The sequence below is a fragment of the Streptomyces mabaensis genome (assembly GCF_053763515.1).
Genome location: NZ_JBSOPZ010000018.1, coordinates 139102 through 160173, shown reverse-complemented (window position 1 = coordinate 160173; position 21072 = coordinate 139102). Strand labels below are relative to the sequence as shown.

Here is a 21072-nt window from a genome sequence, read left to right as displayed (position 1 = left end):
GCGAGAGACCGAAGTGGCCTGACGTCTGGGGACGTTCGTCTGTACACAACTGGGGAGCTAAGGCCGTACGCCGACACAGATCCGCCTTCTCCCTGTTGACCCTGGACTCTTTGCCGTAGGCGCGGTGCACTTCGCGCAGCTTCTCCTGGGCGTCCTCGAAGTCCAGCAGGCGGAGCTCTGCCTGCCCTGTCCTGGACCGCTCGGCCAGATCACGAAGGCAGGACAGGACCCAGAGATCCTGCTCGGCCGTCGACGTGCGGATCCGGAACTCCCGTGCGACATCCGATAGTTGTCGACCCATGGACACTTGTTCATCGATGGTCAGCAGACGGTTGATGTACGAGTACTCGCGGCGGGTGTCGTGCCTCAGCTGCAGGGACAGCTCAACCGTATTGATATCCGCCCACGTGCAGGACTCCGGAAGCACGGCTACCCGGATGTACGGGACGCCGAGTTCCCTGAGTGCCGCCGCCCGTGTGTTGCCGTTGACGAGAATGCCCTCGCGGGTGATGAGGCCGGGCTCGTTCTGACGAAAATCCTTGAGACTCTCCTTGAGTTTCTCAAACTCCTTGTCCCGCTTAGCCGGGTCGGAAGGCTCGGCCTGAAGCAAGTACTGCAGGTAGTCCTGACTCTTCTCACTCCACGGGTCTTCATCGAGCAGCTGATCACGCTCGGGATCGAAACTGCGCTGAGCACGGATACGGTGCGTGCCAGGGTTGTAGTAGAGCGACTCCACCGGCATGTCGATGACTTGGACAACCAAGGGACTTGTGCGCCACTCGACAGTCAGAGTCTCCTGTAGCCCAGTTCCTGTGAGGGCGTCCTTGAGGCGCTGATCGACCAGATCCTGATTCTCGGCGGCGAGCGGTGGCCGGCCAAAGTCCTTGCTCATACTGCGTTCTCCTCCGGATACATTTGCTTCTCGGCGTGCATGGCCGGGGCCGCCATCAAGCAGCCGGCCGTCCAGCATGGCTTGATCAGGCATCGGGCAACGAGAGGGCGGCGCGGACCTTGGCCCTCGACTCCGCCGGCAGCGTGCGGTAGTCGGCCCAGAGGCGTTCCACTGCCCCGAACTCTCGCCGGTCGTCGGCAACCCACTCCGTCAGCATTTTCCGCTCAAGGCCACCGAGTTTGGCAATGCCGGCAAGCACAGCACCCAAGTCAGCATCCTGACCACGGCCTCCCACACGACAGCGATTGCACTCCGCCACAAGCTCCACCGTGCTGCTGCCATCCGACTGCTTGACGGTGCGCCGGGCAATGTCGAGCTGAGCGGATTCGTACGAGCCGGCATACGCCTCACCAGGCGCGATGCCGCACGACCGGCAGTGATGGCCATCCTTGGCCAGTACCTCGCGGCGCTGAGTCTGAGAAATGGCCGTCCCCGTCTTGCTGGCCTTGCCCGGCTCCCAGACCGGCATGCCCTGCGTGACGAACCGCTGCTCGTGCTGCCCCAGGGTCAGGTCTTCGCGGTGAGTATCGATACGCCAGCCGTGATCACGCAGGTCACGCACCCGGCGGTCGGCCTGGCTGATCCCAGGAAACGCTGACTTGACGTCTTCCTTGGTGAAGACGTTTCCCTCCCCGACCACCGTTACGAGCCACAGTGCGGCGCGCTTCATGGTGCCGAACTTCTCATCCGTCCAAGACGGCAGAGTCATCACGCGTTCCCCTCAGCCAGGTCGACAGGAGTCCGCCGCGAAGCCTGAGGATCCCCCGACAAGCGGCTCCAGCGGATGCTCCAGCTTTGCCCGGTGACTGCCAAAGCACCAGTCTCAGCCGGGTTTCGAGGCCAGATGAAAACTTGCCTGTCTTCTGCGGTATCTGTCCTTGCCGCACACTCAAGGGAACGCGCCTTCCTAGAGATGATTCGGAGCTGCGGTGCCGCCTAGAACGAGGTCGTGGAAAGAACTGCCGACCAGCATCTCCACGGCCCACCGGGCGCTGGTTGCGGCACTGCGTGAGATCCGGGAGTGCAGTCCACGCACCCAGGCCGCGATAGCCCGTGACGCGCACGTGGCATCCACCACCCTCTCGAACCACCTCAACGGCGGCCGCATCCCCGAAGAGCAGCTCCTCCAAAGCTTCTACAAGGTTGTCGAGGAAGATGCAGCCTCCAGGGGCCTTGGCCTGCCGCACCTGCTCGACAACTTGCAGGACTTGCGCAGACACGCACTCGTAAGGCACTGCCCATGCTGTCGCCACGGCGGCCAGCCGCCCGCACAGCCTGAAGCGGATCCACCGGCAGATCCTGAATCGCCGGCCTCTCCGAAGCTCCGTGTTCGTGCGAATGGGACGCTGTCGTCACAGACGAAGGTGCCGGTCCCCCAGAAGGAGGGGGACCGGCACCCCAAAGCCCAGGCGGATGTGACGTGGACTGAGCTCGGCGTCGTCACTCACTACCTCTCCACAGGCAGGAAGCGCGACGCGAACGTCCTCCTGTGGCGTGCAGGAATGTCACTCTCCGCGAGTGAAGTCCTGAACGTCGTCACCTCTTGCCGCTCAGCAGGGCTTGATGAGGCCGCCGAGACGGTACTTACCAACGCCGGCGAGCGCGCGGACAAGCAAGCAGTCCTGAACATCACTGCAGCTCTGCAGCGAGCCGGAAGGCATGAGGACGTCAGCCTCATCCTTGCCGCCGCTACTCAGATCGCGGACTGACTTCCGTAGTAGCCGGCTCTGCATCAAGCCGCTTCCGATTCGGCCTCGTAGTGCATCTGCGCCCGGTCGAGCAGACCATCTGGGTCGCCGCCCTGGGCGGCGACCCAGTGAAGAAGATCCGCGATGAGGTCGGTGGCCGAGTCCTCCAAGACCATTGAAGCTCGGGCCTCCCGCAGTACCGGGGTCCCAGTGTCGCGGCGGTACCGCTCCAAGGCTGTTTCCGCGCGCTGCACTCGAAGGCACTCCTGCCCCTGGTCCGAGGCCAGCTCGCACCAGACGGCTTTGCCGGTCGCCGTGAGGAGAGTCCCCCAGTCCGTAGCCATCTCTGACACGAGATGGAGCCCGCGGCCGCACTCTTCCTCGTGGCATCCCCGCAGTCCGGGTGCCGGCAGCCGATGGCTCTTGTCGTGGAGCTCGATCCGTAGCCGGCTACCGGAGGGCTCCATAACGAGCGTTGCAGTCACACCCTCTCCGACGTGCTTGATCACGTTGGTGGCGAGCTCGGTGACCACCAGCTCGGCCTCATGCGCGAGGGCCGGCAGGCCCCAGCGCACAAGCTGCGCGCTGACCGCCCGCCGTATGGCGCATAGCTCGCTTGGCACTGCTTCGAAGGGCAGAACACATCGGAGTTGAGGAACGGTGTCTTCATAGCTGGACATGACCAGCCTCCCTCCTGCTCCACGACAGCGCTGCGCCCGCCGTGTCCGTACGGCTGCACTGCGTGAGGTTTCGCCTGCGAGTATGGCAGCGAGAAGTCTCTTCGTGTAACTTCTCACCAAACTCGACCGAGTGAATCTGCTGGTACCTCAAGTCCCGTCAGAGCTAGCCTCATTGGCGCTAACGCGACACGCGGTCAAGCAACCAGGGGAGGTGGCCTTCACTGTCAGCCAGGGCTACAACGCGCCGACGCCAACTCGGCGCGACTATGCGCAAGCTGCGGGCCCGCAAGGGGATGACGCTGGAGGAGGCCGGTCGGCTCGTCGGCGTGTCGAAGGCGACCGTCAGCCGGTACGAGACGCAGGAAGGACCCGTGAAGTGGCCCATCGTGGATGCGCTCTGCCGCGAGTACGGAGCGAGCGAGGCGGAGCGAAAGGCTGTCGTCTCGCTGGCCAAGGGAGCGAAGGAGCAGGGCTGGTGGAACTCCATCGCCGACTCACTCCCCGAGAGCATGAACCTCCTGCTCACCCTTGAGGACGACGCTGTTCGCGAAGATCACTTCAACTGTCTCTATGTGCCGGGCCTTCTGCAGACCCGCGGTTACACGGAGGCTGTGCAGAACGCCTCGGAGATGCGCCTGCCACCGCAGGAGATCGAGCGCCTCGTGGACATCCGCATGAAGCGCCAGGAGATCCTTTCCCGGCACAAGCCGCCACACCTGTGGGCGATTTTGGATGAATCGGTCATCCGCCGCGTTGTTGGCTCTCAAGACGTGATGCGCGACCAGCTGAGCAGACTCCTCGAAGTGAACGGTTCACCGCACATCACGCTGCAGGTACTGCCCTTCTCTAAGGGGGCGCATTCGGCCGCCATGGGCAGCTTTGTGATCATTGGCGGTGCCGAGCCGACACTAGATGTCGTCTACGTGGACACGCACGTTGGATCGCTCTTCATGGAGAAGGACGAGGAGCTGGACAGATACAGGCTTGCCTTCGACTACCTTCGCGCACAAGCGTTGGACATGGCTGCATCCTCAGCCATCATCGAACGCGTCCGTGAGGAGCTGTGATGCACGCCGGTTCATCGGCCATAGCAGGTGCTGCTTGGTTCAAGTCGTCGTACAGCGGGGCTGAGCACAGCGAGTGCGTTGAGACCCGCTTCACGCCCGGCGTGGCAGCGGTACGGGACTCCAAGCGGCCGGGCGGCCCTCGCCTTCGTTTTGGCGAGGCCTCTTGGGGCGGATTCGTCGAGGCGCTTCGAGACGGCAGGTTGTAGCGGGCCGGGGGCGTGCGTGCCCCGGGGCGAGAAGTGCGGGTGGGGGGCCGCCCGGTTGGTGATGATGGCGGCTCCGGGCCGGGCGTCAAGGGCGCTCCCTGCGGTCGCGTCGCTGCGCGATGGCCTTCGGCCACCCTGGACTCCCGTCCCTCCACCGCTACTGCTTGTTGAGGGGGCGGCCCCCGGAGCGGGGCCCCGGGGATCCACCGGCTGCTGGTCCCGGTCGGCCCCCGGCCGCAGGCCGGTGGGTGGTTCCGGGGCGCGGCAGGCCCGGGATGGGCCGGCTCCGGCCTAAGGCGTGTATCGAAAGTGCATCTTGGTTTGCAACGATTCTGATTCGTGTCGCGTGGAGATCTGACGGATGGGCAATGGGTGGTGCTGGAACTGCTGTTGTCCGCGGGGAAGAAGCCGGGGCGGCCGCCGATATGGACGCGGCGGCAGTTGATCGACGGGATCCGGTTCCGGGTGCGTACCGGCATCCCCTGGCGGGACCTGCCCGCCGAGTACGGCCCGTGGGGGCGGGTGTACGACCTGTTCCGCCGCTGGCAGCGGGACGGCACCTGGCAGCGGATCTTCACCGCGCTGCAGACGCGAGCAGATGCCAACCACCTGATCACCTGGGACATCAGCGTGGACTCCACGGTGTGCCGGGCGCACCAGCCCGCCGCCGGGGCGCGGAGAAGGGGGTAGCTGCAAAAGGAGCCGCCCGGCGGCGTCCAGGCGGAGTCGGCCGCCCACGGGCTCGGCGCTTCGCGGAGGGCTGACCACCAAGCTGCACCTGGCCGCCGAACAGGGGCAAAAGCCCATGTCCCTCGCCACGCAATCGAATACGGCATCAATCGCCTCAAGAGGCACCGGGCGGTGGCCACCCGGTACGACAAGCTCGACGTCCGCTACGAAGCGACCATTCTCGTCGCGGGTATCAACGAGTGGCTGCGACCAGCTGTCGTACGAAACCGGCCAGGACGGCGCGTCAGCGTCAGGAATTCATGGCGGCTCGGTCGGACTCACTGCGCAGAACGCAGAATTCGTTGCCTTCGGGATCAGCAAGGATTGCCCAGCCTGAACCATCAGGATTCCGGTGATCAGCGACAAAGGTGGCACCGAGCCCCAGCAGCCGATCCACCTCCTGATCGCGCGAGGTCTCAGGGCGCAAACACAGATGGATCCGATTCTTGATCGTCTTAGCCTCGGGCACCTGGTTGAAGTACAGCACTGGGCCCTCCGTCAGCAGCACCTGAGTCTCCCGGTCACCCGGTCTGACATCCGGATGCATCGGACGGCCCGTCACACTGCTCCAGAACCGGGCCAGCTCGTAGGCATCCGCACAATCAATTGCCACGTTCTGCAATACCGAAACCATGCGCCCCAGCCTTCCTGACTTCCACTCCAGACGCCACCGAGCGGCTCTCATCGTTCGCGCACACAACTCAGGCCCCTGGCAGCACTTTCGATACACTCCTTAGCGGCCGCAGGCCGGTGGGGCGTTGGGCGTTGGTGAGTGTGGCAGGTCCGGAAGTGCCCGGACGGGGCTCTGGGCGGCCGTCAGGCCGGTCTGGCCGAGGTGTGGCGACATCAGGCGGCATGCGGGGTCCGCCGCACCTCAATCCTGTCCGGTTTGCCGGGGTTTATGGCCCGCCTGCGGCCCCCCTCGGCCGCTTGGTGTCAATCCACCTCGGATTGGGCGTTGTCGTTGGCCAACAGACGGCCGTCGGTCGCTTAGCCGAGCCGCGCAGCCCCCGAAGTGGTCGCGTGTCTTGCCCCATCTGGCGGGCTGAGGTCACCGACGAGAGCGCAGCCAGCGTCCCGGCTCTGGTGGGGCCCCGCTCCCCGGGGCCGCCCGACACTCATCTGCACCAGCGGGACGGGGCGGACGGTCAGGGGTGGCCGGAGGCCATCGCGCAGCGACGCGACGAAGGAGCGCCCTTGACGGTCCGCCCCGGCCCGCCATACTCACAAACCGGGCGGCCCCGGGTTTCGGTCCATATCTCGCTCCTGGCGGCCGTCACCCCCGGCCCCCGTTACCACAGTCGTCCCTGCGACTGGGCTCGGACCGTCACCCGTGGGGGCTCTCGCCTTGCGGTGCCCAGGGTCAGCATCGACCTGATCGCCGCGATCACCTCCTGCGGGATGTCCCGGATCATTGCCGGGGTCGCGCTCACCACCAGCAGGCCGTGGGCCTCCAGGCGCAGGCGGCGGCGTACCGTCGACTGCCAGTCGGCGCGGCTGTAGTGGTACTCCGCCGAGTCGATCTCCAGTACCACGCCCGCCTCCGGCCAGTAACCGTCTGGTGTCGCGAGGAAGAGTCCCTCGGGCGTCAGGAGTTGGGGGTTCCACAGCGGGTCCGGGACGTTCGCGTCGCTCAGCGCGTCGCGCGCCTGGCCTTCCGCGATCGAGCGGACGCCGGCGATCAGTTCCGCAGCCGCGCCCCGCACGACCGGGTTGCCGAGGGCGCGGGCCGACCGTAGTTCGGCGTGCAGGTCGACGGGGTGGCACCAGCCCGACTGGACGACGTTCGCCAGTACCGAGCGGGCTGTGTCCGCATCCACCGCCCGCGCCGCGAAGTCCGCCGCCGCGCGGATCGGGCGGGTGCTCGGGATGCCGTCCAGGCTGATGGTCGGAGGCCACCGGCTGGTGGGGATGGCGCGTACGTACGACGTACTCGTCACGCGTCGCGGGGACTGGACCAGTACGTCGACGGGGGCGGCCGGCGCTCCCCGTACACCGAAGAGCGCCAGGGCGGCGCCGCCCGTCAGTGCCGCCGTCGTGCCGGAGAGCGGGTCCGCGGAGGGACTTGCGGCGTAGAGGACCGCCGACAGGACCAGTTGGCGGCGGTTGGGAGGGCCGGTCTGGAGTAAGTAGACGCGTGGCAGCAGGCGTTGCCAGGGGCCGCCGTGTCTGATCCGGCCTGAGATCGTGCCGGACGCGAGGCCGGTGCCCTTCAACTGGTGGTACGTGGCGAGGTTCAGCTGCCTGCGTGCGAGTCTGTCGATCATGCGTGGGTCATGCCCGCCGGTGGGTGAAATCTCCCTCTTGTCGAAGATCCGTGACAGTCGGCCGGATTGCGGCCGACGCCGCCCGGACCGGCCGGCCGCCGGTACGTCGCCATCCTGTCGCGCCCTGCGCTCCGCCCGGTGACGCTCCGCGCGCATCCGGCTCTTTGCATTTCGCGCACACATTCATCACAATTTCGATACCTTCCGTCATGCCCCCTCCGGGCCGCCCGCCGGGCTGCGAGCATCGCCCCCTCAGCTGTACGGAAATGCCTTGGGGGGCACATGTCTTCGAGAGTGGTGCGCGGTCCGGCCGGGATATCGGCCGGAGTCACGGTGTTGGCGATGGTGCTCGCCGGGTGCGGTGGCGGCGACGGCAGTGGGGCCAGGGATGCGAAGGGCGCCACGGTCACGCCGAGTACGGCCGCGGCGACGTCCTCCGCGCCCACCGCCGAGCGGGCGCTCGCGCTCGTCGACGACGAGGAGAGCGCCGACGCGGGGAAGAAGATCCTCGTGGCCGCGCTGGACAACGACTCGGTGGACCGCGAGGACGGCTCGGCAGGCAGGCTGCTCGCCGAGTACGACGCGGCCCGGCTGACCCTCTCCGTCGACACCCCGCCCGTGAACGGGACGGCCGTGGTCGACGGGACCTCGCTCGCGTACACCTCCACCGCCGACTACGGCGGCGAGGACGAGTTCACGTACAAGGTGGCAGTGAAGGGACAGGCGGGGCTGGCGGGGACCGCCGTCGTACGGATCACTGTCGCCGAGCCAACCCCAACGCCGAAGCCCACCCCCACGCCGAAGCCCAAGCCCACACCCAAGCCCACGCCGGCCAAACCCAAGGCCACGTCCAGCGGGTCGAGCAGTGGGGGCAGCGGGAGTGGCGGCGGGGGCGGCAGTACGTACTACAAGAACTGCACCGCCGTACGCGCCGCCGGAGCCGCTCCCATCCGCTCCGGAGACCCCGGCTACGGTCGTCACCTCGACCGCGACGGGGACGGTGTCGCCTGCGAGTGATGACGGGTGACGCCCTCCGTAGGGGTGCCCGAACCACCCGCCGCCACGTCCCTACGCCGACGGGTGGTTCGGTGCCAGGAAGACGATGACCTCGTTCTCCGTGCCCGGGAGCGGGGGCACCTCGTGCCAGCCCAGGCGGCGGTACGTCGCCACCGTCGCTCTCGCCTTGCGGGCCGTCAGGAGCCAGGCGCGGGCGTCCGGGGCGTCCGCCGTCAGTTCCGCGAGGAGGCCGCGGCCCGTGCCCTGGGCGCGGGCGTGCCGGCGGACGGCCAGTTCGTCGACCTCCAGGGCTCCGAGCAGGAGCTCCTTGGTGCGCTGCGGGCCGAGTTGGGCCGCGACCTTGCCGTACGCCCGATCGTCGGGGAAGGGGTCCTTCGTCAGCCAGGCCGTCGCGAACCCGTCGATGCCGGACCTGGACTGCGCGAGGGCGGTACGGAAGCCGGGGCGCCGGGCGTCCGTCTGGAGGCGGGCGGCGAAGTGGCGAATGGTTTCTTCGTCCTCGTTCCACGGCGGCGCGGAGAAGACTTCGGTGTACGCCTCGACCAGCTCGTCGGCCAGATCCAGGACGGTCGGTCCGTAGCAGATCACGTGGGTGGCTCCTCGGTTCCAGTCTCCCTCTGCCCCAGAATCTACGCGGAGTTGGCCTTCTGGGTGGATGGTCTACCGATACGGAGGTTGTGAGGCAAATCCGACTTTCGTGCGGCCCGCGGTTCGAACCGACGGCCTCCTGTCGTACGTTCAGCCGGGCCAGCACCCGCAGAAGGAGGAGCCGATGTCCGCGACCGCTCAACAGCACGTGCTGCTCTCGGGAATCGTCGGCTCCACCGCCTACGGGCTGGCCAGGCCCGGGTCCGACATCGACCGGCTCGGTCTGTTCGCCGCACCCACCGAGGCGTTCCACGGACTGCACCAGCCGGCCGCCTCCCACGTCACCACCGGCCCCGACCGCACCCTCCACGAGGCAGCGAAGTGGTGCCGGCTCGCCCTCGGCGGCAACCCCACCGTCATGGAACTCGTCTGGCTGCCCACCGAGCTCTACGAGGTCCGCACACCGCTCGGCGACGAACTCATCGGCATCCGGGACAGCCTGCTGTCCGCGGCGCGCGTCCGGGACGCCTACCTCGGCTACGCCACCCAACAGTTCAAACGGCTCTACGACCGCGGCGACGGATCGTTCTCCGCGGACACCCGGAAGCGGACCGCGAAGCATGCCAGGCATCTGCGTCGGCTGTGCCATCAGGGGTTCGAGCTGTACGCCACCGGCGAGCTGAACATCCGTGTCGACGACCCGGAGGCGTACCACCAGTTCGGTGAGGACGTCGCGGCCGACGCGATGGTCGCGCTGCCGATGCTGAAACGGTTCGAGCGGCTCTTCGAAGAGACGAAGAGCGTGCTGCCCGAGCAGCCGGACGAGGCGCCCGCGGAGGCGTGGCTGCGCCGGGTGCGGGCCGCGCACTACACCCCCTGAGACGGCACCTACCACTCCGACCGCGCCCCCTACCCGCCCAGCGCCCGCGACACCGTGTAGATCAGCAGCCCGACCAGCGCGCCCACCACCGTGCCGTTGATCCGGATGAACTGCAGGTCCCGCCCGATGTGCGCCTCGATCTTGCGCGAGGTGTGCTCCGCGTCCCAGCCCGCCACCGTGTCCGTGATCAGGGACGTGATCTCGTCCCGGTACGTCGTCACCACGTACACCGCGGCGCCCTCCACCCACCCGTCGACCTTCGACTGGAGCCGGCCGTCCGTCGCCAGCCGCGCCCCCAGGGAGAGCAGCGACGCCCGCACCCGCATCCGCAGCTCGCTCTGCTCGTCCTCCGCCGCCGAGATGATCATCGCCCGTACGGACGACCAGGCGGACGCGATCACGTCCTGCACCTCGCCGCGGCCCAGAATCTCGGACTTGAGCCGCTCCACCCGCTGCCGGGTGTCCGTGTCCGACTGGAGGTCCACGGCGAAGTCCGCCAGAAAACGGTCCACCGCCGCGCGCGCCGGATGCTCCGGCATGTCCCGCATCTCGCCGAGGAAGCGCAGCAGCTCCTTGTAGACACGCTCACCGACCTTCCGGTCGACGAAGCGCGGCGTCCAGCCGGGCGCCCCGCCCTGCACCGCGTCCATCACGGAGTCGCCGTGCAGGATCAGCCAGTCGTACGCCCGTACGCACACCAGGTCCACCACCCTGCGGTGGCCGCCGTCCGCGACGATCCCCTCCAGCGTCTTTCCGATGCCCGGCGCGATCTCGACGGCGTCCGCCCGCCGGTTGATGGCCTCGCCGACCACCGCCTGGACGTCCGCGTCGCGCAGCACGGTCAGCGCGCCGCGCAGCGCCGTCGACAGCTCCGCCGTCACCCGGTCGGCGTGCGCCGGCTCCGCCAGCCAGGCGCCGAGCCGGCCGCCGATGCCGATGGTGCGCAGCCGGGCCCGTACGACGTCGGAGGAGAGGAAGTTCTCCCCGACGAAGCCGCCCAGCGTGACGCCCAGCTGGTCCTTCTTGGTCGGGATGATCGCGGTGTGCGGGATGGGCACGCCCAGCGGGTGCCGGAACAGCGCGGTGACCGCGAACCAGTCGGCCATCGCGCCGACCATGCCCGCCTCCGCCGCCGCGGCCACATAGCCCGTCCAGCCGCCGGCGCCCTGGCTCTGCGCCCACTTGGCCAGTACGTACACCAGCGCGACCAGGAGCAGGAGCCCGGTCGCCGTCGTCTTCATCCGGCGCACGCCGCGGAACTTCTCCTCGTCGGCGGGGCTGTATGAGAAAGCGCCGAGCGGGGGAGACTGCCCGATGTCCGCTTCTACCGATTTCATACGCTCCATCCGCTCCACCCGTCCCCGTCGCCCCTCGTACGCCTCGTACGCATTGTCCTTACCTGACCGACTCCTGGAACGCGCCACGAGTTCCCGACGTCTTCCCCGCCGAACAGCCCGGTATGAGGAGGTACCCCGCGGATGAGGAAGCGACGCAGCAGACGCCGAGGTCATGTCGTGCTCGCCACGATGCTGACCGTGGCCGCACTCGTCTCGGCCGGGGTGTTCCTGGGCGTCGCCAGCGTCTCCGACGCGTCGGGCAGCCGGACCGGCACCGCCGGCCAGCCGCGCGCTCTCTGGATCGGCACCTGGTCCGCGTCCCCGGCCGCCGCCGAGCCGGGGACGCGCGGGACGGGCCACGCCGGGCGTACGTTCCGCAACGTCGTCCACACGAGCATCGGCGGCAGCCAGGTCCGCGTCACCCTCTCGAACCTCTTCGGCGTCGGGCCGCTGCACATCTCCCACGCCTCGGTCGCCCTGGCCGCCGCCCAGCACCCCGCCGTCCACCGCAAGAGACCCGCCGCCGCGCCCAGCACCCTGCGCGCGCTGACCTTCGGCGGCTCCCCCGCCGTCACCATCCCGGCGGGCGGCGAGATCACCAGCGACGCCGCCGAACTGCCGGTGCCGGCCGACGCCGACGTACTGGTCAGCACCTACGCGCCCCCGTCGGCGGCCCCGGCCGGCCCCGTCACGTACCACCCGCGGGCCCGCCAGACCTCGTACGCGGCGGCCGGCGACCATACGCGGGACACCGGCGGCCGGGCGTACACCGAACGGACCCTCAGCTGGCGGCACCTGACCGCCGTCGACGTACTGAGCGACCAGGCCCGGGGCGCGGTCGTCGTCCTCGGCGACTCCATCACCGACGGCTCGTCATCCACCCTCGACACCAACCGCCGGTGGCCCGACGTCCTCGCCGGCCGGCTGCGCACCTCACGCGGCGCCCCGCACCTCGGCGTCCTCAACCAGGGCATCAGCCGGAACCGGCTGCTCACCGACGCCGCCAACCCCAGCGCCCTGTCCCGCTTCGACCGCGACGTGCTGTCGCGCGCGGGGGTACGGGCCGTCGTCGTCGCGATCGGCGTGAACGACATCCTCGGGACCCCGCAGCAGACCGATGCCGCCCAGATCACGGACGGCCTGCGCGAGCTGACCCGGCGGGCGCACGCGCGGGGGCTGCCGGTGATCGGCGCGACGGTGATGCCGTTCGGCGGGCACCGCGGTCACACGGCCGAACGGGACGCCGTCCGCCGCAGCGTCAACGCCACGATCCGGGCCGGCGGTGTCTTCGACGCGGTCGTCGACTTCGACCGCGCGCTGCGCGACCCGTACGCGCCGGACCGGCTGCGTCCCGGGTACGACTCGGGCGACCACCTGCACCCGAGCGACGCCGGCTACCGGGCGATGGCCCGGGCGTTCGACCTCACGCTGCTGGGCTGACGCGGGGCGCCCTGGGGCGGGCGCGGGGTGGGGTGGGGTGGGCGTGGGGCGCCGGGCGGGCGCGGGGTAGGGCGTGCGCGGGGCAGGGCGCGTGCCTTCCGGCCGCCCGGCCGTCAGCCGAGTTCCCCCGGCCGGTCGGCCCGACAGCCGGGTTCCTTCGGCCCACGACCGTCAGCGGGGTTCCCTCGGTCGGGCCGGCTCCTCGCCCGCCCCTCCGTCAGCCCAGCTCTTTGCGGCCGTTGCGCCTGTCCAGCTTCTGCTGGCGGCGCTCCTCCTTGATCCGCTGCTTCTCCGCCCTGGTCAGCTTCCGCTCCACCCCGACCCCGCCCCACAGCGCGAAGCCGGTGACCACCACGCGCGGCGCGCCGGGTTCGCCCGGCTCCCCCGCCTCGCGCTGGTCGAAGCCGCCCATCAGGCCGAAGCCGCGGGTGTTCACCTCGACCCCCGGCGGGACGATCACCTGCATACCGCCCATGATCGCGATGCAGTTGATCACCACCTCGCGCTCGGAGAACCGCGCCTCCCGCAGATCGATCACCCCGCCGCCCCACAGCGCGAAGGAGGTGAAGCGGCGCGGCACGGTCCAGTGCCCCTTGCGCTGGAAGCCGCCCATGATCGCGACGGCGCCCTTCGAGGTGCCCTGCCCGCCGATGCGTTCGCCCCAGCCGCCCGTGGCGACCCCGGGGGCGACCGCCCCCACGCTCCCGGCGGCCGGCAGATCGCGGGTGATCGGCTCCAGCTCGGCGTACGTACGGGACGTGTACGTCGCCTCCAGCCGCTCCTCGAACTCCGCCATGTCGAGCCGCCCCTCGGCGAGGGCGTCCCTGAGCCGCTCCGCGACCCGTTCCCGGTCGGCGTCCGATGCCCGCAGTTCGGGAAGCTGCTCGTCAGTCATGGCCAACAGCCTATTAAGAAAGCGTGTTCGCCTGCAGCCCGAGTCCCCCAGCCCCACTCCGGCAGCCAGAGTCCCGCAGGCCGCGTCACCCGCCGCCCGACCGCTCCGCGTACATCTTCGCGATCACGTCCTCGATGTCCGGCTCCCGCACCGACAGATCCAGCAGCGGATACTCCGCCGCGACCGCCGCCACCAGCGGCGCCGCCGACGCCGAGGCCGGGAACGCCAGCCACTGCCGCGGCCCCTCCACCCGGACCGTGCGGGCCCCGTCCACCTCGATCGCCGGCAGCTCGCGCTCCAGGTCGACGACGAGCGTCCGCTCGCTCTCCCCCACCTCGTGCAGCCCCGCCAGCGCCCCGTCGTACATCAGCCGCCCGTGGTCGATGACCATCACCCGCTTGCAGAGCTGCTCGATGTCGGTCAGGTCATGGGTCGTCAGCAGCACGGTCGTGGCGCGCTCCGTGTTCAGCTGCCGCAGGAAGCCCCGCACTTTCGCCTTGCTGATCACATCCAGCCCGATGGTCGGCTCGTCGAGGTACAGCACCTCCGGATCGTGCAGCAGGGCCGCCGCGATGTCGCCGCGCATGCGCTGGCCCAGCGAGAGCTGCCGTACCGGGACCTCCAGCAGCTCGGCCAGGTCGAGGAGTTCGACACAGCGGTCGAGGTTCTCCCGGTAGCGGACGCGCGGAATCCGGTACATCCGGTGCATCAGCTTGTACGAGTCGATCAGCGGCAGGTCCCACCACAGGGTGGTGCGCTGCCCGAAGACCACCCCGATACGGTGCGCCAGCCTCGTACGCTCCCGGGAAGGGTCGATGCCCGCCACCCGCAGCCGGCCGCCGCTCGGCGTCAGAATGCCCGTCAGCATCTTGATCGTGGTGGACTTGCCCGCGCCGTTCGGCCCGATGTACCCCACCATCTCGCCGCTCTCGAAGGAGATCCCGTCCACCGCCCGCACCTGCTGCTTCTCGCGGCGCAGGAAACCGGTCCTGCGCCGTACGTCGAAGACCTTCTCGACGCCCTCCAGCTCGATGAAACCCGTCAAACCCGTCATCCCGGACCGCCCTCAGCTTCCCGTACTCCGATACGAACGCAGGCCCGCCCGCCACGCGAGGGAGGCCAGCAGGACAGCCGCAAGCGCGACCAGCGGGCTCAGGAACGCCGACCAGGACGGCAGGCCCAGCACGTCGGGACGGCCCAGGATGTAGAGCGCGGGCAGCCAGTTGACGAAGGCCAGCGGGACGACGAAGACCACCCCGCGCACCAGCTCCTTGGCGAAGATGGTCGGCGGATACTGGAGCATCGTGTTGCCGCCGTACGTGAAGGAGTTCGTCACCTCCGCCGCGTCACTCGCCGCGAACTGGAACGCCGCACCGGCGACGAACACCGCGGAGAAGATCACGGCCCCGCCCAGCACCATCACCGGAACCAGCACCACCTTCAGCGGTGACCACGCCACGTCCACCGACGCAAGCCCCCACCCCAGCACGAACAGGCCCTGGCTGACCCGCCCCATCCGGCGCAGCGCGAACCGGTCGGCGGCGACCTGCGCGAACACCGGGACGGGCCGCACCAGCAGGGTGTCGAGCGAGCCGTCGCGGATGCGGGCGCCGACCCGGTCGGTGTTGCCGAGTACGAGATCCGCCAGGCCCAGCGAGGTCGAGCAGGCCCCGTACAGCAGGGCGACCTCGGCCAGCGAGAACCCGCCCAGCACCTCGGTGTGCCGGAACATGATGAGGATCGCGACGAAGTCCAGGCCGCTCGCGGCGAAGTTGCCGAAGGCGTTGAGCGCGAAGGACGCCCGGTACGCCATGGTCGAGCGCACCCACATCGCGACGATCAGGCAGTAGCCGCGTACGGCCGTGGCCGCCGTCTCCCGGAGGCGGTCAGGCCTGAGCCCGTCACCCCTGCCCTGGCCCCCACCGAGCCCGTCAGCCACCCTGGACCACCACCTTCCGCGTCGCCACGGCCTGGAGCAGCCGACCGGCGCCCAGCAGCGCGAGCCCCCAGGCCAGTTGGAAGCCCAGCGCGCCCGCCACCGCCCAGCCGGTGTGCCTGCCCAGCAGCACATCCATCGGCACCTGGAGCATCGCCGCCCACGGCAGGGCCCGGGCCAGCTCGCCGAACGCGCCCGGGAAGACCGTCAGCGGCAGAAGCATGCCGGAGAAGAAGATGGACAAGAGAAGAGCGATCATGTTCACGCCGGCTCCGTCCAGCAACCAGAACGCGCACAGCCCCACCAGAAAGCGGACCGCGAAACTGACCACGATCCCCAGCCACACGGACACCAGGAACAGCAGCCACACCACCGGGTCGGAAGGAAGCGCGAGGTGGAAGCACACCGCCCCCGCGGCGAGCGGCACCACACCGCGCCCCAGCAGCTGGAACGCCGCCCGCCCCAGATCGCTCGCCAGCCACCACAACTGCAGGTCCGCCGGCCGGTACAGGTCCACCGCGATGTCGCCGGTACGGATCCGCTCCTGCAACTCCTCGTGGAAACCGCCGCCGATCAGCGCCGCCGCCGACAGCAGCCCCTGGCTCACCCAGACGAACGTCAGCGCCTGCGCCTGGTCGTAGCCGCCCAGCCCCGGCCGCTCGTCCCAGAGGGCGATGAACGTGTACGCCAGGATGAAGCCGAACACGGTGTTCGTGAACACCCCGGCCGCCGTCGCCGTCCCGTAGGTCGCGTAACGCCGGAAACCGCCCGCGGCGACGACCGCGTACACGCGCATGCCGCCCCCCTCCGCCACAGAACCGCCCGGCACCGCCCCGGCGCCGCCCGGCACCAAAGCGCACGACCCTAGCCCAGCGGACCGGAACGCCGCGACCGAATAACCGCTGATCCACATGCGACAGTGTGTAACGAGCGCACCGCGGCGAATCGCCCGTTACGACACCGTTGCCTCCGGAGAGTGAACCTCCGGCCGCGACCGAGGAGTCACTACAGACATGAGCGACGAGCAGCACCAGGAAGGCTGGACCGCCCGGGACCCTGGCGCGCCCGCGCCGGCCGAGTCCCCCGCGGGAAAGCAGCCGCGCCCCAGGCGCACCGGCCTCCGCCGCCTCCTCCCCACCTGGCGGACGATCCTCGGCACCTTCCTGATGCTCGCGCTCCTCCTCAGCGGCGGTCTCGTCCTCGGCTACCTGCTCGTCACCATCCCGCCCGCCAACGCCGCCGCCACCGCCCAGAACAACGTCTACCTCTACTCCGACGGCTCCCCACTCGCCCGCGACGGCGAGGTCAACCGGCAGAACATCGAACTCGCCCAGGTGCCCAGGACCGTCCAGCAGGCCGTGCTCTCCGCGGAGGACCGCGACTTCTACTCCGAACGGGCCGTCGACCCCCAGGCGATGATCCGCGCCGCCTGGAACACCGTCACCGGCAAGGGCAAGCAGTCCGGCTCCACCATCACCCAGCAGTACGTCAAGAACTACTACCTCGGCCAGGAACAGACCGTCACCCGCAAGACCAAGGAGTTCTTCATCGCGGTCAAACTCGGCCGCGAGGAGAGCAAGGACTCCATCCTCGAGGGGTACCTGAACACCAGTTACTTCGGCCGCAACGCCTACGGCATCCAGGCCGCTGCCCAGGCGTACTACGGCAAGGACGCCGGCAAGCTCACCACCGCCGAGGGTGCCTACCTCGCGGCGCTCCTCAACGCCCCCAGCGCGTACGACGTCGTCACCCACCCCCAGAACAAGGCCAAGGCCGTCAGCCGCTGGAACTACGTGCTCGACGGCATGGTCAAGGAGAAGTGGCTCACCCCCGCCGACCGCGCCGCGATGAAGTTCCCCACCCCCCGCACGGCCAAGGCCGCCTCCGGCATGTCGGGACAGCGCGGCTACCTCGTCGAGGCCGTCGAGGACTACCTGACCACCCACGGCATTATCGACGAGAAGACACTCGCCGCCGGCGGCTACCGCATCACCACCACCATCGACAAGGAGCGGCAGAACGCCCTCGTCGAAGCCGTCGACGAGGAACTCGTCAGTTCCATCGACAAGGACCGCAAGAAGGACCGCATCGTCCGGGCCGGCGGCACCTCCATCGACCCGGAGACCGGCAAGGTCGTCGCCATGTACGGCGGCTTCGACTACACCCGGCAGTACGTCAACAACGCCACCCGCCGCGACTATCAGGTCGGCTCCACCTTCAAGCCGTTCGTCTTCACCTCCGCCGTCGAGAACCGCTCCTCGACCCAGGACGGCCGGCGGATCACCCCCAGCACCGTCTACGACGGCACCAACAAGCGTCCCGTACAGGGCCCGGACGGCCGCGTCGGCTACGCCCCGGCGAACGAGGACGACGTCTCGTACGGGCCGATCACCGTCCGCACCGCCACCGACAAATCCGTCAACTCCGTCTACGCGCAGATGGCTGTCGACGTCGGCCCCGGCAGGGTCGAGCAGACCGCCGTCGACCTCGGCATCCCCGAGGACACCCCGGCCATGGACGCCGTCCCCTCCATCGCGCTCGGTACGGCACAGGCCAGCGTCCTCGACATGACCCAGGCGTACGCCACCCTGGCCAACCACGGCGAACGCGTCAGCTACACCATGGTCGAGAAGATCACCAAGGACGGCACCGCCCTCGAACTCCCCCCGCAGGACAGCGTGCGCGTGGTGACGCGGGAAGCCGCCGACACCACCACCTCCATCCTGCGGACCGTCGTCCGGAACGGCACCGGCACCGCCGCCCTCGCGGCCGGCCGCCCGGTCGCGGGCAAGACCGGCACCGCGGAGGAGGACCGCGCCGCCTGGTTCGCCGGCTACACCCCCGACCTCGCGACGGTCGTCGCGGTGATGGGCCAGGACCCGGACACCGGCAAACTCCTACCGCTGTACGGAACGCTGGGCGAGGCCCGTATCAACGGCGGCGGCTTCCCGGCGCGGATCTGGGCCGAGTACACGAAGGCCGCGCTGGAGGGCAGCGATCCGGTCAGCTTCGACCTGGACCTGCAAAGAGGCGGGGGCCGGGACGAGAGCCGCATCCCGGGTGACTGGGACAGGGACGCCTGGGACCGGGACGACCGGGACCCGAACACCGAGGATCCACGCGACTCGGAGACCCCGGGCGGAGACGGGGGCGGCTGGACCCAGGGCGGCGCGACACAGGGCGGGCAGTCACAGGGCGGCCCCACGCAGGGCGGCCAGTCGCAGGGCGGCACGACCGACGGGGGCGCGGCCGACGGCGGCGGTACGACGGACGGCGGCGGTACGACCGACGGTGGCGGCGGTGCGACCGGGGGCACGACGGACGGCGGAGGCACGGACGGCGGCGGCACCACCGGGGACCCCACGGACGGCGGCACCACCGACACCGGCGGCACGACCGACGGTGGCACGACCGGCGATGGCGCCACCGGCGAGGGCACGACCGGCGAGGGCACGACCGGCGAGGAGCCGGCCACGGACACCACCGGAGCCCAGGGCACCCGCCCCCGGAGGCCGTGACCCCGGCCCCCTGACCCCTCAGTGCCCGGAGGTCGCCTTCAGCCCCACGACGGCGACCAGCAGCAGACAGACGAAGAAGATCCGCGCGGCGGTGGCCGGCTCACCCAGCACCACCATGCCGAGGACGGCCGCACCGGCCGCGCCGATACCGACCCAGACGCCGTAGGCCGTACCGATCGGCAGCGTCTTCGCGGCGTGGGACAGCAGCACCATGCTCGCGACTATGCCGAGGCCGGTGAACACACTCGGCCAGAGACGGGTGAACCCGTCGGTGTACTTCATACCGATCGACCAGCCGACCTCGAGCAGACCGGCGACAACGAGAAGAACCCAGGCCATGACGGCACCTCCGAGACGGGAAAACACGGGTGCGTCGTCTTTGCGAATCCCGGTACGGCGCGTCTCGTCGGGTTGCCCCAACCGTAGCAAAGGGGCAGCAAAAGGGGCCGGTGACGATGGTCACCAGCCCCAGGTACGGCCTGGACCCACGTACGGCCCAGCGCCAGGTACGGCCTACAGGTACAACCCGGTCGAGTCCTCCGACCCCTCCAGCCGCTCCGCCGCCACCGCGTGCAGATCGCGCTCCCGCATCAGTACGTACGCCACGCCCCGCACCTCGACCTCGGCGCGGTCCTCCGGGTCGTACAGCACCCGGTCCCCGGGCTCCACGGTCCGTACATTCTGGCCGACCGCGACCACCCCGGCCCAGGCCAGCCGCCGGCCCACCGCCGCCGTCGCCGGGATCAGAATGCCGCCGCCCGACCGCCGCTCGCCCTCGGGGGTGTCGGACCGGACCAGCACTCGGTCGTGCAGCATCCGGATGGGCAGCTTGTCGTGGGTGGTGTTCTCGCTCACCCCACGAACCTACCTGCCCGGAGGCCCGGCGTAATCCGGAGGGTCTTCAGGGCCGGGGTCATCCCCGCCTGCGCCGGGCCGAGAAGGCGAGCAGCCCCACGACACCCACGACCACCAGCGCCACCGGCACGATCCGCTCCAGCCGCGGGACGCCGTCGGCCGACACGAGCTTTCCGCGCACGTCGGTCACGGACCGGTTCACGGCGACGTACGCACGGCCCGCGGTCTGGTCCACTGTCGAAGCGACTCTCGCCTTGGCGTCCCCGATGATCGTCCTGGGGTGCACGCGCATCCCGATCTCGTCGAGCGTCCCGGCAAGCTGGTCGCGCCTGCGGATGATGTCCGCCTCGATCTGCGCAGGGGTCCTGGCATCCGACACCGCGCTGCCTCCGTCGTCGTATGTTTCGTGGGTCCTTGCTCGACAGTCTGTCAGCTTCGGACGCATCGCACCCCACGGCACCCCTATTACGCTCGATGCCGTACGTCCCTACCCCCTACCGAGGAGACCTTGATGAGCGAGCGACTCCAGCCCGGCGACACCGCCCCCGCCTTCACCCTGCCCGACGCGGACGGCAACGACGTCTCGCTCGCGGACCGCAAGGGCCGCAAGGTCATCGTCTACTTCTACCCGGCGGCCCTGACCCCGGGCTGCACCAAGCAGGCCTGCGACTTCACGGACAACCTGGAGGTGCTGGCGGGCGCGGGCTACGACGTGATCGGCGTGTCCCCGGACAAGCCGGAGAAGCTCGCGAAGTTCCGCGAGCAGGAGGACCTGAAGGTGACGCTGGTGGGCGACCCGTCGAAGGCCACGCTGGAGGCGTACGGAGCCTTCGGCGAGAAGAAGCTGTACGGCAAGACCGTGACGGGCGTGATCCGCTCGACGGTGGTGGTGGACGAGGAGGGCAGGGTGGAACGGGCGCTGTACAACGTGAAGGCGACGGGCCACGTAGCCAAGATCATCAAGGACCTCGGCATCTGAGATAGATGGCCCCAGGAATGATAGGTGCAGCTATGATA

General features: G+C 69.4%; 21 protein-coding genes, 2 pseudogenes and 1 riboswitch. Of the genes and pseudogenes, 9 read left to right on the top strand and 14 right to left on the bottom strand.

From position 1 onward, the window contains the following. Window positions 1-892: pseudogene (locus tag ACWV17_RS18375) on the bottom strand (transcriptional regulator); the annotation flags it as partial. A gap of 85 nt (window positions 893-977) precedes the next feature. Beyond that, complete coding sequence (locus ACWV17_RS18370) at window positions 978-1661, bottom strand: hypothetical protein (RefSeq protein ID WP_455360583.1); 684 nt, start codon at window positions 1659-1661, stop codon at window positions 978-980. Window positions 1662-2016: 355 nt separating this feature from the next. Between ACWV17_RS18370 and ACWV17_RS18365 the strand changes: the two genes are divergently transcribed. Further along, complete coding sequence (locus ACWV17_RS18365) at window positions 2017-2661, top strand: hypothetical protein (protein WP_455360582.1); 645 nt, start codon at window positions 2017-2019, stop codon at window positions 2659-2661. 23 nt (window positions 2662-2684) lie between these two features. Here the strand turns inward: ACWV17_RS18365 and ACWV17_RS18360 are convergent, their stop codons facing one another. Next, window positions 2685-3320, bottom strand: coding sequence for an ATP-binding protein (locus ACWV17_RS18360; protein ID WP_455360581.1), 636 nt, complete (start codon window positions 3318-3320; stop codon window positions 2685-2687). Window positions 3321-3541: 221 nt separating this feature from the next. Here ACWV17_RS18360 and ACWV17_RS18355 point away from each other — a divergent pair, with 221 nt between their 5' ends. From ACWV17_RS18355 to ACWV17_RS18345, 3 genes are all read left to right on the top strand, one after another. After that, on the top strand, window positions 3542-4387 hold the full coding sequence (locus ACWV17_RS18355; protein ID WP_455360591.1) for a helix-turn-helix domain-containing protein: 846 nt from the start codon (window positions 3542-3544) through the stop codon (window positions 4385-4387). Further along, on the top strand, window positions 4387-4593 hold the full coding sequence (locus ACWV17_RS18350) for a DUF397 domain-containing protein (protein ID WP_455360580.1): 207 nt from the start codon (window positions 4387-4389) through the stop codon (window positions 4591-4593). Before ACWV17_RS18355 ends, ACWV17_RS18350 begins: the two co-directional genes overlap by 1 nt. 339 nt (window positions 4594-4932) lie before the next feature. Beyond that, window positions 4933-5283 carry an IS5 family transposase gene (locus ACWV17_RS18345; RefSeq protein ID WP_455360579.1) on the top strand — a complete coding sequence of 117 codons (351 nt, stop codon included), beginning with the start codon at window positions 4933-4935 and terminating at the stop codon, window positions 5281-5283. Window positions 5284-5572: 289 nt separating this feature from the next. Here ACWV17_RS18345 and ACWV17_RS18340 read toward each other — a convergent pair whose 3' ends face one another. Together ACWV17_RS18340 and ACWV17_RS18335 are read right to left on the bottom strand one after the other, a co-directional pair. Next, window positions 5573-5956 (bottom strand): VOC family protein, encoded by a 384-nt coding sequence (locus tag ACWV17_RS18340; protein WP_455360578.1) that lies wholly within the window; start codon window positions 5954-5956, stop codon window positions 5573-5575. Window positions 5957-6614: 658 nt separating this feature from the next. Continuing rightward, the gene (locus ACWV17_RS18335) at window positions 6615-7589 is read right to left on the bottom strand and encodes a hypothetical protein (RefSeq protein WP_455360577.1); all 975 of its coding nucleotides are present in this window, start codon (window positions 7587-7589) and stop codon (window positions 6615-6617) included. Between the two features lie 282 nt (window positions 7590-7871). Between ACWV17_RS18335 and ACWV17_RS18330 the strand changes: the two genes are divergently transcribed. Next, complete coding sequence (locus ACWV17_RS18330) at window positions 7872-8606, top strand: excalibur calcium-binding domain-containing protein (RefSeq protein WP_455360576.1); 735 nt, start codon at window positions 7872-7874, stop codon at window positions 8604-8606. Between the two features lie 51 nt (window positions 8607-8657). On the opposite strand, the gene ACWV17_RS18325 is transcribed toward ACWV17_RS18330, so the two are convergent. Continuing rightward, window positions 8658-9194: a GNAT family N-acetyltransferase gene (locus tag ACWV17_RS18325; RefSeq protein ID WP_455353531.1), complete on the bottom strand. Its 537-nt coding sequence runs from the start codon at window positions 9192-9194 to the stop codon at window positions 8658-8660. Window positions 9195-9378: 184 nt separating this feature from the next. Between ACWV17_RS18325 and ACWV17_RS18320 the strand changes: the two genes are divergently transcribed. Continuing rightward, window positions 9379-10074, top strand: a complete 696-nt coding sequence (locus ACWV17_RS18320) for a nucleotidyltransferase domain-containing protein (protein WP_455360575.1) — start codon at window positions 9379-9381, stop codon at window positions 10072-10074. Window positions 10075-10103: 29 nt separating this feature from the next. Here the strand turns inward: ACWV17_RS18320 and ACWV17_RS18315 are convergent, their stop codons facing one another. Continuing rightward, window positions 10104-11411 carry a DUF445 domain-containing protein gene (locus tag ACWV17_RS18315; protein WP_455353529.1) on the bottom strand — a complete coding sequence of 436 codons (1308 nt, stop codon included), beginning with the start codon at window positions 11409-11411 and terminating at the stop codon, window positions 10104-10106. 141 nt (window positions 11412-11552) lie between these two features. Here ACWV17_RS18315 and ACWV17_RS18310 point away from each other — a divergent pair, with 141 nt between their 5' ends. Next, the gene (locus ACWV17_RS18310; RefSeq protein ID WP_455360574.1) at window positions 11553-12851 is read left to right on the top strand and encodes an SGNH/GDSL hydrolase family protein; all 1299 of its coding nucleotides are present in this window, start codon (window positions 11553-11555) and stop codon (window positions 12849-12851) included. Window positions 12852-13074: 223 nt separating this feature from the next. Here the strand turns inward: ACWV17_RS18310 and ACWV17_RS18305 are convergent. From ACWV17_RS18305 to ACWV17_RS18290, 4 genes and pseudogenes are all read right to left on the bottom strand, one after another. Then, window positions 13075-13746 (bottom strand): annotated as a pseudogene (locus ACWV17_RS18305) (DUF1707 SHOCT-like domain-containing protein); the annotation flags it as partial. Between the two features lie 85 nt (window positions 13747-13831). Then, on the bottom strand, window positions 13832-14800 hold the full coding sequence (locus tag ACWV17_RS18300; protein WP_455360573.1) for an ABC transporter ATP-binding protein: 969 nt from the start codon (window positions 14798-14800) through the stop codon (window positions 13832-13834). 12 nt (window positions 14801-14812) lie between these two features. Continuing rightward, window positions 14813-15577 carry an ABC transporter permease gene (locus ACWV17_RS18295; protein WP_455360590.1) on the bottom strand — a complete coding sequence of 255 codons (765 nt, stop codon included), beginning with the start codon at window positions 15575-15577 and terminating at the stop codon, window positions 14813-14815. Window positions 15578-15677: 100 nt separating this feature from the next. Further along, window positions 15678-16478 (bottom strand): ABC transporter permease, encoded by an 801-nt coding sequence (locus tag ACWV17_RS18290; protein ID WP_455353526.1) that lies wholly within the window; start codon window positions 16476-16478, stop codon window positions 15678-15680. 217 nt (window positions 16479-16695) lie between these two features. On the opposite strand from ACWV17_RS18290, the gene ACWV17_RS18285 reads away from it, so the two are divergent. Beyond that, a complete protein-coding gene (locus tag ACWV17_RS18285; RefSeq protein WP_455360572.1) occupies window positions 16696-19200 on the top strand; it encodes a transglycosylase domain-containing protein in 2505 nt (834 codons plus the stop codon). Between the two features lie 18 nt (window positions 19201-19218). Here the strand turns inward: ACWV17_RS18285 and ACWV17_RS18280 are convergent, their stop codons facing one another. The 3 genes from ACWV17_RS18280 to ACWV17_RS18270 form a co-directional block, all read right to left on the bottom strand. Then, on the bottom strand, window positions 19219-19539 hold the full coding sequence (locus ACWV17_RS18280; protein WP_455353524.1) for a DMT family transporter: 321 nt from the start codon (window positions 19537-19539) through the stop codon (window positions 19219-19221). A gap of 28 nt (window positions 19540-19567) precedes the next feature. Continuing rightward, window positions 19568-19639, bottom strand: a riboswitch (guanidine-III (ykkC-III) riboswitch). 74 nt (window positions 19640-19713) lie between these two features. After that, window positions 19714-20055, bottom strand: coding sequence for a GroES family chaperonin (locus ACWV17_RS18275; RefSeq protein WP_455360571.1), 342 nt, complete (start codon window positions 20053-20055; stop codon window positions 19714-19716). A 58-nt stretch (window positions 20056-20113) separates the two neighbouring features. Continuing rightward, a complete protein-coding gene (locus tag ACWV17_RS18270) occupies window positions 20114-20434 on the bottom strand; it encodes a DUF3618 domain-containing protein (RefSeq protein WP_455353521.1) in 321 nt (106 codons plus the stop codon). A 132-nt stretch (window positions 20435-20566) separates the two neighbouring features. Here ACWV17_RS18270 and bcp point away from each other — a divergent pair, with 132 nt between their 5' ends. Continuing rightward, window positions 20567-21034, top strand: a complete 468-nt coding sequence (bcp, locus tag ACWV17_RS18265) for a thioredoxin-dependent thiol peroxidase (protein WP_455360570.1) — start codon at window positions 20567-20569, stop codon at window positions 21032-21034. Window positions 21035-21072 lie beyond the last annotated feature (38 nt).

Coding starts and splice junctions, on each gene's coding strand:
- ACWV17_RS18360 (WP_455360581.1), bottom strand. CDS start 3,320: ATGTCCAGCTATGAAGACACCGTTCCTCAACTCCGATGTGTTCTGCCC.
- ACWV17_RS18285 (WP_455360572.1), top strand. CDS start 16,696: ATGAGCGACGAGCAGCACCAGGAAGGCTGGACCGCCCGGGACCCTGGC.
- ACWV17_RS18280 (WP_455353524.1), bottom strand. CDS start 19,539: ATGGCCTGGGTTCTTCTCGTTGTCGCCGGTCTGCTCGAGGTCGGCTGG.
- ACWV17_RS18320 (WP_455360575.1), top strand. CDS start 9,379: ATGTCCGCGACCGCTCAACAGCACGTGCTGCTCTCGGGAATCGTCGGC.
- ACWV17_RS18340 (WP_455360578.1), bottom strand. CDS start 5,956: ATGGTTTCGGTATTGCAGAACGTGGCAATTGATTGTGCGGATGCCTAC.
- ACWV17_RS18350 (WP_455360580.1), top strand. CDS start 4,387: ATGCACGCCGGTTCATCGGCCATAGCAGGTGCTGCTTGGTTCAAGTCG.
- ACWV17_RS18290 (WP_455353526.1), bottom strand. CDS start 16,478: ATGCGCGTGTACGCGGTCGTCGCCGCGGGCGGTTTCCGGCGTTACGCG.
- ACWV17_RS18300 (WP_455360573.1), bottom strand. CDS start 14,800: ATGACGGGTTTGACGGGTTTCATCGAGCTGGAGGGCGTCGAGAAGGTC.
- bcp (WP_455360570.1), top strand. CDS start 20,567: ATGAGCGAGCGACTCCAGCCCGGCGACACCGCCCCCGCCTTCACCCTG.
- ACWV17_RS18315 (WP_455353529.1), bottom strand. CDS start 11,411: ATGAAATCGGTAGAAGCGGACATCGGGCAGTCTCCCCCGCTCGGCGCT.
- ACWV17_RS18370 (WP_455360583.1), bottom strand. CDS start 1,661: ATGACTCTGCCGTCTTGGACGGATGAGAAGTTCGGCACCATGAAGCGC.
- ACWV17_RS18335 (WP_455360577.1), bottom strand. CDS start 7,589: ATGATCGACAGACTCGCACGCAGGCAGCTGAACCTCGCCACGTACCAC.
- ACWV17_RS18295 (WP_455360590.1), bottom strand. CDS start 15,577: ATGTGGGTGCGCTCGACCATGGCGTACCGGGCGTCCTTCGCGCTCAAC.
- ACWV17_RS18310 (WP_455360574.1), top strand. CDS start 11,553: ATGAGGAAGCGACGCAGCAGACGCCGAGGTCATGTCGTGCTCGCCACG.
- ACWV17_RS18330 (WP_455360576.1), top strand. CDS start 7,872: ATGTCTTCGAGAGTGGTGCGCGGTCCGGCCGGGATATCGGCCGGAGTC.